Source organism: Chloracidobacterium sp., assembly GCA_016711345.1.
Lineage (GTDB): Bacteria > Acidobacteriota > Blastocatellia > Pyrinomonadales > Pyrinomonadaceae > OLB17.
Window position 1 is genome coordinate 1 of record JADJTD010000014.1, and the last position, 10,427, is coordinate 10,427.

Genomic DNA, 10,427 nt, shown 5'->3' on the forward strand with positions numbered 1-10,427 from the left:
AGGTGATTGGGAAGACGGAGGTGGTGGGCGGTGTGACGGGCCTATCGCACCGGGTGGAGCCACAGTGTGACGACGGTGCTGTATGGGTTCAACCGAGGTGGGACCAGTTGGTGAGAGCGCGACGGGGCGGACAGTGAGCGAGCAAAACCAGAATGTACGGAGAACACCGCGGCGTGACGCAGCTGGACGGAGTGTGGGGACACGCTATCGAACGGGCGGTTGGACAATGAGGGCGGCGTTTACGGGAGTGATGGTGGACGGGTATGACATCGGACACGAACCGAAATGGGAGTCAGGACGAGGAAGTGTGGACATCCGATATGGATGCGGACCAGGCGACGTTGTCGGAGACAGTGAACACGTATACGATCATTTTTGGGTCAAGCGCAGGTGGTGAAGAGCGTAACGACGAGTGGCGCGAAACTGGTTGGGAATTGGAGGGGATTGGGAAGAGGGGGGTGGTGGGCGGTGTGACGAGCCTATCGCACAAGGGGAACCAGAGTGAAGCGACATTGCTGTATGGGTTCAACCGAGTGGGACAGTTGGTGAAGCGCGACAGGCGGACAGTGAGCGAAGCAAATTACCAGAAATTGCGAACGCCGCGGCGTGACGCGCGGCTGGACGGGCCAGGGGAGACACGCTATCGAGCGGGCGGTTGGACAATGAGCGGCGTTTACGGAAGTGATGGTGGACGGTATGACATCGGACACGAACCGAAATGGGAGTCGGGACGAGGAAAGTGTGGACGTGCGATATGGATGCGGACCAGACGACGTTGTCGGAGACGGTGAACACGTATGCGATCATTTTGGGTCAAGCGCAGGTGGTGAAGAGCGTAACGACGAGCATGACGCGGAGCTGGTTGGGGGGAAGTGAATTGGGAAGACGGAGGGTGGTGGGCGGTGTGAACGAGCCTATCGCACGGGTGGACCACGGAGTGTGACGACGGTGCTGTATGGGTTCAACAAAATTGGGGACAGTTGGTGAGACGCGACAGGGGCGGACGGTGAACGACCAAAACCAGAATGTGCGAACGCCGCGGCGTGACGCGGCTGGACACGGAGACAATGAGGGGACACGCTATCGAACGGGCGGCCTTTGGACAATGAGGGCGACGGGAGTGATGGTGGACGGGGACAGACACCGGACACGAAAAGGGAGTCCAGGTCGAGGAAGTGTGGACATCAAAATGGAGATTGCGGACCAAGGCGACGTTGTCGGAGACGGTGAACACGTATGCAGATCATTTTGGGTCAAGCGCAGGTGGTGAAGAGCGTAAACGACGAGTGGAACGCGACAAGAAACTGGTTGGGGAAATTGGAGGTGATTGGGAAGACGGAGGTGGTGGGCGGTGTGACGAGCCTATCGCACGGGTGGAGCCACAGTGTGACGACGGTGCTGTATGGGTTCAACCGAGTGGGACAGTTGGTGAGCGCCGACAGGGCGGACGGTGAGCGAGCAAAACGGAATGTGCGAACGCCGCGGCGTGACGAGCTGGACAGACTAATAGGGGACACACGCTATCGAACGGGCGGTTGGACAATGAGGCGGCGTTGGGAGTGATGGTGGACGGGTATGACACATCGGACACGGAAGAAATGGGAGTCAGGACGAGAAGTGTGGACATGCGAATAGATGCGGACCAAGCGACGTTGTCGCGGAGACGGTGAACACGGTATCCGATCATTTTGGGTCAAGCGCAGGTGGTGAAGAGCGTAACGACGAGTGAACGCGACGGGGGTTGGAATTGGGAAAGGTGATTGGGAAGACGGAGGTGGTGGGCGGTGTGACGAGCCTATCGCACGGGTGGAGCCACAGTGTGACGACGGTGCTGTATGGGTTCAACCGAGTGGGACAGTTGAGTGAGCGCGACGGGGCGGACGGGAAGCGAGCAAAACACAGGAATGTGCGAACGCCGCGGCACCCGCGACGCGGCTGGACAGATTGTGGGGACACGCTATCGAACGGGCGGTTGGACAATGAGGCGGCGTTTGCGGGAGTGATGGTGGACGGGGATGACACATCGGACACGAACCGAAATGGGAGTCAGGACGAAGGAAGTGTGGACGTCGATATGGATGCAGACCAAGCGACGTTGTCAGAGACAGTGAAACACGTATGCGATCATTTTGGGTCAAGCGCAGGTGGTGAAGAGCGCGAGTGACGCGGCGGAACGAGCAGTTGGGGAAATTGGAGGTGATTGGGAAGACGGAGGTGGTGGGCGGTGTGACGAGCCTATCGCACTGGTGGAGCCACAGTGTGACGACAGTGCTGTATGGGTTCAACCGAGTGGGACAGTTAGTGAGCGCGACGGGGCGGACGGTGAGCGAGCAAAACCAGGAATGTGCGAACGCCGCGGCGTGACGCGGCTGGACAGGGTGTGGGGCACGCTATCGAACGGGCGGTTGGACAATGAGCGGCGTTTACGGGAGTGATGGTGGACGAGGTATGACACATCGGACTACGAGCAGGAAATGGGAGTCAGGACGAGAAGTGTGGACGTCGATATGGATGCGGACCAGGCGACGTTGTCGGAGAACGGTGAACACGTATGCGATCATTTGGGTCAAGCGCAGGTGGTGAAGAGCGTAACGACGTGACGCGGCGAAACTGGTTGGGGGAATTGGAGGTGATTGGGAAGACGGAAGGTGGTGGGCGTTGTGACGAGCCTATCGCACGGGTGGAGCCACAGTGTGACGACAGTGCTGTATGGGTTCAACCGAGTGGGACAGTTGGTGAGCGCGACGGGGCGGACGGTGAGCGAGCAAACCAAAATGTGCCAACGCCGCGGCGTGACGCGGCTGGACGAATAGTGGGGACACGCTATCGAACGGGCGGTTGGACAATGAGGCAGCGTTTACAGGAGTGATGGTGGACAGGTATGACACATCGGACACGAACCGAAAAGGGAGTCAGGACGAGAAGTGTGGACGTACGATATGGATGCCAGACCAGGCGACGTTGTCGGAGACCGGTGATACACATGTCACGATCATTTTGGGTCAAGCGCAGGTGGTGAAGAGCGTAACGACGAGTGACGCGGCGAAACTGGTTTGGGGAAATTGGAGGTGATTGGGAAGACGGAGGTGGTGGGCGGTGTGACGAGCCTATCGCACGAGGTGGAGCCACAGTGGTGACGACGGTGCTGTATGGGTTCAACCGAGTGGGACAGTTGGTGAGCGCGACAGGGCGGACGGTGAGCGAGCAAAACCAGAATGTGCGACGCCGCGGCGTGACGCAGCTGGACGGATTAATGGGGGACACGCTATCGAACGGGCGGTTGGACAATGAGGGCGGCGTTTACAGGGAGTGATGGTGGACCAGGTATGACACATCGGACACGAACCGAAATGGGAGTCCAGGACGAGAAGTGTGGACATCCGATATGGATGCGGACCAGGCGACGTTGTCGGAGACGGTGAACACGTATGCGATCATTTTGGGTCAAGCGCAGGTGGTGAAGAGCGTAACGACGAGTGACGCGGCGAAACTGGTTGAGGAATTGGAGGTGATTGGGAAGACGGAGGTGGTGGGCGGTGTGACGAGCCTATCGCACGGGTGGAGCCACAGTGTGACGACGGTGCTGTATGGGTTCAACCGAAGGAGTGGGACAGTTAGTGAGCGCGACGGGGCGGACGGTGAGCGAGCAAAACCAGAATGTGCGAACGCCGCGGCGTGACGCGGCTGGACAGATTGTGGGGGACACGCTATCGAACAGGCGGTTGGACAATGAGGCGGCGTTTACGGGAGTGATGGTGGACGGGTATGACATCGGACACGAACCGAAATGGGAGTCGGGACGAGGAAGTGTGGACGCTACGATATGGATGCGGACCAGGCGACGTTGTCGGAGACGGTGAACACGTATGCGATCATTTTGGGTCAAGCGCAGGTGGTGAAGAGTGTAACGACGAGTGACGCGGCGAAACTGGTTGGGGGGAAATTGGAGGTGATTGGGAAGACGGAGGTGGTGGGCGGTGTGACGAGCCTATCGCACGGGTGGGGGACACGCTATCGAACGGGCGGTTGGACAATGAGGCGGCGTTTACGGGAGTGATGGTGGACGGGTATGACACATCGGACACGAACCGAAATGGGAGTCGGGACGAGGAAGTGTGGACGTACGATATGGATGCGGACCAGGCGACGTTGTCGGAGACGGTGAACACGTATGCGATCATTTTGGGTCAAGCGCAGGTGGTGAAGAGCGTAACGACGAGTGACGCGGCGAAACTGGTTAGGGGGAAATGGAGGTGATTGGGAAGACGGAGGTGGTGGGCGGTGTGACGGGCCTATCGCACGGGTGGAGCCACAGTGTGACGACGGTGCTGTATGGGTTCAACCGAGTGGGACAGTTGGTGAGCGCGACGGGGCGGACGGTGAGCGAGCAAAACCAGAATGTGCGAACGCCGCGGCGTGACGCGGCTGGACAGATTGTGGGGGACACGCTATCGAACGGGCGGTTGGACAATGAGGCGGCGTTTACGGGAGTGATGGTGGACGGGTATGACACATCGGACACGAACCGAAATGGGAGTCGGGACGAGGAAGTGTGGACCATACGATATGGATGCGGACCAGGCGACGTTGTCGGAGACGGTGAACACGTATGCGATCATTTTGGGTCAAGCGCAGGTGGTGAAGAGCGTAACGACGAGTGACGCGGCGAAACTGGTTGGGGGGAAATTGGAGGTGATTGGGAAGACGGAGGTGGTGGGCGGTGTGACGAGCCTATCGCACGGGTGGAGCCCACAGTGTGACGACGGTGCTGTATGGGTTCAACCGAGTGGGACAGTTGGTGAGCGCGACGGGGCGGACGGTGAGCGAGCAAAACCAGAATGTGCGAACGCCGCGGCGTGACGCGGCTGGACAGATTGTGGGGACACGCTATCGAACGGGCGGTTGGACAATGAGGCGGCGTTTACGGAGTGATGGTGGACGGGTATGACACATCGGACACGAACCGAAATGGGAGTCGGGACGAGGAAGTGTGGACGTACGATATGGATGCGGACCAGGCGACGTTGTCGGAGACGGTGAACACGTATGCGATCATTTTGGGTCAAGCGCAGGTGGTGAAGAGCGTAACGACGAGTGACGCGGCGAAACTGGTTGGGGGGGGAAATTGGAGGTGATTGGGAAGACGGAGGTGGTGGGCGGTGTGACGAGCCTATCGCACGAGTGGAGCCACAGTGTGACGACGGTGCTGTGTGGGTTCAACCGAGTGGGACAGTTGGTGAGCGCGACGGGGCGGACGGTGAGCGAGCAAAACCAGAATGTGCGAACGCCGCGGCGTGACGCGGCTGGACAGATTGTGGGGACACGCTATCGAACGGGCGGTTGGACAATGAGGCGGCGTTTACGGGAGTGATGGTGGACGGGTATGACATCGGACACGAACCGAAATGGGAGTCGGGACGAGGAAGTGTGGACTGACGATATGGATGCGGACCAGGCGACGTTGTCGGAGACGGTGAACACGTATGCGATCATTTTGGGTCAAGCGCAGGTGGTGAAGAGTGTAACGACGAGTGACGCGGCGAAACTGGTGTGGGGGAAATTGGAGGTGATTGGGAAGACGGAGGTGGTGGGCGGTGTGACGAGCCTATCGCACGGGTGGAGCCACAGTGTGACGACGGTGCTGTATGGGTTCAACCGAGTGGGACAGTTGGTGAGCGCGACGGGGCGGACGGTGAGCGAGCAAAACCAGAATGTGCGAACGCCGCGGCGTGACGCGGCTGGACAGATTGTGGGGGACACGCTATCGAACGGGCGGTTGGACAATGAGGCGGCGTTTACGGGAGTGATGGTGGACGGGTATGACACATCGGACACGAACCGAAATGGGAGTCGGGACGAGGAAGTGTGGACGTACGATATGGATGCGGACCAGGCGACGTTGTCCGAGACAGTGAACACGTATGCGATCATTTTGGGTCAAGCGCAGGTGGTGAAGAGCGTAACGACGAGTGACGCGGCGAAACTGGTTGGGGGGGAAATTGGAGGTGATTGGGAAGACGGAGGTGGTGGGCGGTGTGACGAGCCTATCGCACGGGTGGAGCCACAGTGTGACGACGGTGCTGTATGGGTTCAACCGAGTGGGACAGTTGGTGAGCGCGACGGGGCGGACGGTGAGCGAGCAAAACCAGAATGTGCGAACGCCGCGGCGTGACGCGGCTGGACAGATTGTGGGGGACACGCTATCGAACGGGCGGTTGGACAATGAGGCGGCGTTTACGGGAGTGATGGTGGACGGGTATGACACATCGGACACGAACCGAAATGGGAGTCGGGACGAGGAAGTGTGGACGTACGATATGGATGCGGACCAGGCGACGTTGTCGGAGACGGTGAACACGTATGCGATCATTTTGGGTCAAGCGCAGGTGGTGAAGAGCGTAACGACGAGTGACGCGGCAAAACGGAAGGGGGGGAAATTGGAGGTGATTGGGAAGACGGAGGTGGTGGGCGGTGTGACGAGCCTATCGCACGGGTGGAGCCACAGTGTGACGACGGTGCTGTATGGGTTCAACCGAGTGGGACAGTTGGTGAGCGCGACGGGGCGGACGGTGAGCGAGCAAAACCAGAATGTGCGAACGCCGCGGCGTGACGCGGCTGGACAGATTGTGGGGACACGCTATCGAACGGGCGGTTGGACAATGAGGCGGCGTTTACGGGAGTGATGGTGGACGGGTATGACACATCGGACACGAACCGAAATGGGAGTCGGGACGAGGAAGTGTGGACGTGCGATATGGATGCGGACCAGGCGACGTTGTCGGAGACGGTGAACACGTATGCGATCATTCTGGGTCAAGCGCAGGTGGTGAAGAGCGTAACGACGAGTGACGCGGCGAAACTGGTTGGGAAGAAATTGGAGGTGATTGGGAAGACGGAGGTGGTGGGCGGTGTGACGAGCCTATCGCACGGGTGGAGCCACAGTGTGACGACGGTGCTGTATGGGTTCAACCGAGTGGGACAGTTGGTGAGCGCGACGGGGCGGACGGTGAGCGAGCAAAACCAGAATGTGCGAACGCCGCGGCGTGACGCGGCTGGACAGATTGTGGGGGACACGCTATCGAACGGGCGGTTGGACAATGAGGCGGCGTTTACGGGAGTGATGGTGGACGGGTATGACACATCGGACACGAACCGAAATGGGAGTCGGGACGAGGAAGTGTGGACGTACGATATGGATGCGGACCAGGCGACGTTGTCGGAGACGGTGAACACGTATGCGATCATTTTGGGTCAAGCGCAGGTGGTGAAGAGCGTAACGACGAGTGACGCGGCGAAACTGGTTGGGGGGAAATTGGAGGTGATTGGGAAGACGGAGGTGGTGGGCGGTGTGACGAGCCTATCGCACGGGTGGAGCCACAGTGTGACGACGGTGCTGTATGGGTTCAACCGAGTGGGACAGTTGGTGAGCGCGACGGGGCGGACGGTGAGCGAGCAAAACCAGAATGTGCGAACGCCGCGGCGTGACGCGGCTGGACAGATTGTGGGGACACGCTATCGAACGGGCGGTTGGACAATGAGGCGGCGTTTACGGGAGTGATGGTGGACGGGTATGACACATCAGACACGAACCGAAACGAGAGTCCGGACGAGGAAGTGTGGACGTACGATATGGATGCGGACCAGGCGACGTTGTCGGAGACGGTGAACACGTATGCGATCATTTTGGGTCAAGCGCAGGTGGTGAAGAGCGTAACGACGAGTGACGCGGCGAAACTGGTTGGGGAAATTGGAGGTGATTGGGAAGACGGAGGTGGTGGGCGGTGTGACGAGCCTATCGCACGGGTGGAGCCACAGTGTGACGACAGTGCTGTATGGGTTCAACCGAGTGGGACAGTTGGTGAGCGCGACAGGGCGGACGGTGAGCGAGCAAAACCAGAATGTGCGAACGCCGCGGCGTGACGCGGCTGGACAGATTGTGGGGACACGCTATCGAACGGGCGGTTGGACAATGAGGCGGCGTTTACGGGAGTGATGGTGGACGGGTATGACACATCGGACACGAACCGAAATGGGAGTCAGGACGAGGAAGTGTGGACGTAACGATATGGATGCGGACCAGGCGACGTTGTCGGAGACGGTGAACACGTATGCGATCATTTTGGGTCAAGCGCAGGTGGTGAAGAGCGTAACGACGAGTGACGCGGCAGAAACTGGTTGGGGGAAATTGGAGGTGATTGGGAAGACGGAGGTGGTGGGCGGTGTGACGAGCCTATCGCACGGGTGGAGCCACAGTGTGACGACGGTGCTGTATGGGTTCAACCGAGTGGGACAGTTGGTGAGCGCGACGGGGCGGACGGTGAGCGAGCAAAACCAGAATGTGCGAACGCCGCGGCGTGACGCGGCTGGACAGATGTGGGGGACACGCTATCGAACGGGCGGTTGGACAATGAGGCGGCGTTTACGGGAGTGATGGTGGACGGGTATGACACATCGGACACGAACCGAAATGGGGAGTCAGGACGAGGAAGTGTGGACGTGCGATATGGATGCGGACCAGGCGACGTTGTCGGAGACGGTGAACACACGATCATTTTGGGTCAAGCGCAGGTGGTGAAGAGCGTAACGACGAGTGACGCGGCGAAACTGGTTGAGAGGTAGGAGGTGATTGGGAAGACGGAGGTGGTGGGCGAGTGTGACGACGCCCTATCGCACGGTGGGAGCCACAGTGTGACGACAGTGCTGTATGGGTTCAACCGAGTGGGACAGTTGAGTGACGCGACAGGGCGGACGGTGAGCGAAGCAAAACCAGAATGTGCGAACGCCGCGGCGTGACGCGGCTGGACAGGTGGGGACACGCTATCGAAAACGGGCGGTTGGACAATGAGGACGGCGTTTACAGGAGTGATGGTAGACAGGTATGACACATCGGACACGAACCAGAAATGGGAGTCAGGGACGAGGGTGTGGACGATATGGATGCCGGACCAGGCGACGTTGTCGGAGACGGTGAACACGTAATACGATCATTTTGGGTCAAGCGCAGGTGGTGAAGAGCGTAACGACGAGTGACGCGGCGAAACTGGTTGGAGGGAAATTTTGGAGGTGATTGGGAAGACGGAGGTGGTGGGCGGTGTGACGGAGCCTATCGCACGGGTGGAAGCCACAGTGTGACGACAGTGCTGTATGGGTTCAACCGAGTGGGATCAGGAGTTTAATGTGAGCGCGACAGGGCGGACGGTGAGCGAAGCAAAACCAGAATGTGCGAACGCCGACGGCGTGACGCGGCTGGACCAATTATATAGGGGGACACGCTATCGAACGGGCGGTTGGACAATGAGGCGGCGTTTACGGGAGTGATGGTGGACGGTATGACACATCGGACACGAACCGAAATGGGAGTCAGGACGAGAAGTGTGGACATGCGATATGGATGCGGACGGAGCGACGTTGTCGGAGACGGTGAACACGTATCACGATCATTTTGGGTCAAGCGCAGGTGGTGAAAGCGTAACGACGAAGTGACGCGGCGAAACTGGTTGAAATTGGAGGTGATTGGGAAGACGGAGGTGGTGGGCGGTGTGACGAGCCTATCGCACAGGTGGAGCCACAGTGTGACGACAGTGCTGTATGGGTTCAACCGAATTGGGACGAGTTGGTGAGCGCGACAGGGCGGACGGTGAGCGAGCAAAACCAGGATGTGCGAACGCCGCGGCGTGACGCGGCTGGACAGATTGTGGGGGACACGCTATCGAACGGGCGGTTGGACAATGAGGCGGCGTTTACGGGAGTGATGGTGGACAGGTATGACACATCGGACACGAACCGAAATGGAGTCAGGACGAGAAGTGTGGACTGCCGATATGGATGCGGACCAGGCGACGTTGTCGGAGACGGTGAACACGTATGCGATCATTTTGGGTCAAGCGCAGGTGGTGAAGAGCGTAACGACGAGTGACGCGGCGAGGAAACTGGTTGGAAATTGGAGTGATTGGGAAGACGGAGGTGGTGGGCGGTGTGACGAGCCTATCGCACGGGTGGAACCACAGTGTGACGACGGTGCTGTATGGGTTCAACCGAGTGGGACAGTTGGTGAGCGCGACACAGGGCGGACGGTGAGCGAGCAAAACCAGAATGTGCGAACGCCGCGGCGTGACGCGGCTGGACAGATTGTGGGGACACGCTATCGAACGGGCGGTTGGACAATGAGGCGTTTAGGGGTGATGGTGGACGGTACGACCATCAGACACGGGCAAGTCAGGAGAGTCGGGACAGAAGTGTGGACGATGCGATATGGATCCGCGGACGAGGCGACGTTGTCGGAGACGGTGAACACGAGTCTCACGATCATTTAGGTCAAGCCCAGGTAGTGAAAAGCGTAACGACCAAGTGACCGCGGCGGAAACTAGTTAGGGGAAGTGGAGGTGATTGGGAAGACGGAGGTGGTGGGCGGTGTGACGAGCCTATCG

General features: G+C 59.4%; 23 protein-coding genes. All 23 read left to right on the forward strand.

The features are described 5' to 3' along the window. Positions 1–263 precede the first annotated feature (263 nt). Entirely contained in the window at positions 264–791 is a 528-nt protein-coding gene (locus IPL32_20470) for a hypothetical protein (GenBank protein MBK8468196.1), read from the forward strand. Positions 792–955: 164 nt separating this feature from the next. Next, positions 956–1,270 carry a hypothetical protein gene (locus IPL32_20475; protein MBK8468197.1) on the forward strand — a complete coding sequence of 105 codons (315 nt, stop codon included), beginning with the start codon at positions 956–958 and terminating at the stop codon, positions 1,268–1,270. Next, a complete protein-coding gene (locus tag IPL32_20480; protein ID MBK8468198.1) occupies positions 1,237–1,563 on the forward strand; it encodes a hypothetical protein in 327 nt (108 codons plus the stop codon). Before IPL32_20475 ends, IPL32_20480 begins: the two co-directional genes overlap by 34 nt. Before the next feature lie 193 nt (positions 1,564–1,756). Further along, a complete protein-coding gene (locus tag IPL32_20485) occupies positions 1,757–2,164 on the forward strand; it encodes a hypothetical protein (protein ID MBK8468199.1) in 408 nt (135 codons plus the stop codon). Next, positions 2,148–2,435, forward strand: coding sequence for a hypothetical protein (locus IPL32_20490; GenBank protein ID MBK8468200.1), 288 nt, complete (start codon positions 2,148–2,150; stop codon positions 2,433–2,435). The genes IPL32_20485 and IPL32_20490 overlap by 17 nt, the downstream gene beginning before the upstream one ends. A 116-nt stretch (positions 2,436–2,551) precedes the next feature. After that, positions 2,552–2,869, forward strand: a complete 318-nt coding sequence (locus tag IPL32_20495; protein MBK8468201.1) for a hypothetical protein — start codon at positions 2,552–2,554, stop codon at positions 2,867–2,869. Between the two features lie 165 nt (positions 2,870–3,034). Continuing rightward, positions 3,035–3,313, forward strand: coding sequence for a hypothetical protein (locus tag IPL32_20500; GenBank protein ID MBK8468202.1), 279 nt, complete (start codon positions 3,035–3,037; stop codon positions 3,311–3,313). A gap of 72 nt (positions 3,314–3,385) precedes the next feature. Then, the gene (locus IPL32_20505; GenBank protein MBK8468203.1) at positions 3,386–3,679 is read left to right on the forward strand and encodes a hypothetical protein; all 294 of its coding nucleotides are present in this window, start codon (positions 3,386–3,388) and stop codon (positions 3,677–3,679) included. A 144-nt stretch (positions 3,680–3,823) separates the two neighbouring features. Further along, complete coding sequence (locus tag IPL32_20510) at positions 3,824–4,057, forward strand: hypothetical protein (GenBank protein MBK8468204.1); 234 nt, start codon at positions 3,824–3,826, stop codon at positions 4,055–4,057. Further along, positions 4,057–4,257, forward strand: a complete 201-nt coding sequence (locus IPL32_20515) for a hypothetical protein (protein ID MBK8468205.1) — start codon at positions 4,057–4,059, stop codon at positions 4,255–4,257. The genes IPL32_20510 and IPL32_20515 overlap by 1 nt, the downstream gene beginning before the upstream one ends. Further along, positions 4,254–4,661, forward strand: coding sequence for a hypothetical protein (locus IPL32_20520; protein ID MBK8468206.1), 408 nt, complete (start codon positions 4,254–4,256; stop codon positions 4,659–4,661). Before IPL32_20515 ends, IPL32_20520 begins: the two co-directional genes overlap by 4 nt. Positions 4,662–4,756: 95 nt before the next feature. Next, a complete protein-coding gene (locus IPL32_20525; GenBank protein ID MBK8468207.1) occupies positions 4,757–4,948 on the forward strand; it encodes a hypothetical protein in 192 nt (63 codons plus the stop codon). After that, on the forward strand, positions 4,932–5,135 hold the full coding sequence (locus IPL32_20530) for a hypothetical protein (protein MBK8468208.1): 204 nt from the start codon (positions 4,932–4,934) through the stop codon (positions 5,133–5,135). Before IPL32_20525 ends, IPL32_20530 begins: the two co-directional genes overlap by 17 nt. Next, entirely contained in the window at positions 5,132–5,371 is a 240-nt protein-coding gene (locus IPL32_20535; protein ID MBK8468209.1) for a hypothetical protein, read from the forward strand. Before IPL32_20530 ends, IPL32_20535 begins: the two co-directional genes overlap by 4 nt. Before the next feature lie 12 nt (positions 5,372–5,383). Next, the gene (locus tag IPL32_20540) at positions 5,384–6,172 is read left to right on the forward strand and encodes a hypothetical protein (protein ID MBK8468210.1); all 789 of its coding nucleotides are present in this window, start codon (positions 5,384–5,386) and stop codon (positions 6,170–6,172) included. Continuing rightward, a complete protein-coding gene (locus tag IPL32_20545; GenBank protein MBK8468211.1) occupies positions 6,132–6,683 on the forward strand; it encodes a hypothetical protein in 552 nt (183 codons plus the stop codon). Before IPL32_20540 ends, IPL32_20545 begins: the two co-directional genes overlap by 41 nt. After that, positions 6,653–7,558 (forward strand): hypothetical protein, encoded by a 906-nt coding sequence (locus IPL32_20550; GenBank protein ID MBK8468212.1) that lies wholly within the window; start codon positions 6,653–6,655, stop codon positions 7,556–7,558. The genes IPL32_20545 and IPL32_20550 overlap by 31 nt, the downstream gene beginning before the upstream one ends. Continuing rightward, entirely contained in the window at positions 7,528–7,920 is a 393-nt protein-coding gene (locus IPL32_20555; protein ID MBK8468213.1) for a hypothetical protein, read from the forward strand. Before IPL32_20550 ends, IPL32_20555 begins: the two co-directional genes overlap by 31 nt. Positions 7,921–8,005: 85 nt before the next feature. Then, the gene (locus tag IPL32_20560) at positions 8,006–8,431 is read left to right on the forward strand and encodes a hypothetical protein (protein MBK8468214.1); all 426 of its coding nucleotides are present in this window, start codon (positions 8,006–8,008) and stop codon (positions 8,429–8,431) included. 191 nt (positions 8,432–8,622) lie between these two features. Further along, positions 8,623–8,793, forward strand: coding sequence for a hypothetical protein (locus IPL32_20565; protein MBK8468215.1), 171 nt, complete (start codon positions 8,623–8,625; stop codon positions 8,791–8,793). Between the two features lie 48 nt (positions 8,794–8,841). Next, positions 8,842–8,979: a hypothetical protein gene (locus IPL32_20570; protein ID MBK8468216.1), complete on the forward strand. Its 138-nt coding sequence runs from the start codon at positions 8,842–8,844 to the stop codon at positions 8,977–8,979. 165 nt (positions 8,980–9,144) lie between these two features. Then, positions 9,145–9,318, forward strand: a complete 174-nt coding sequence (locus tag IPL32_20575) for a hypothetical protein (protein ID MBK8468217.1) — start codon at positions 9,145–9,147, stop codon at positions 9,316–9,318. A 446-nt stretch (positions 9,319–9,764) separates the two neighbouring features. Then, positions 9,765–10,313 (forward strand): hypothetical protein, encoded by a 549-nt coding sequence (locus IPL32_20580; protein ID MBK8468218.1) that lies wholly within the window; start codon positions 9,765–9,767, stop codon positions 10,311–10,313. The last annotated feature ends 114 nt before the right edge of the window (positions 10,314–10,427 follow it).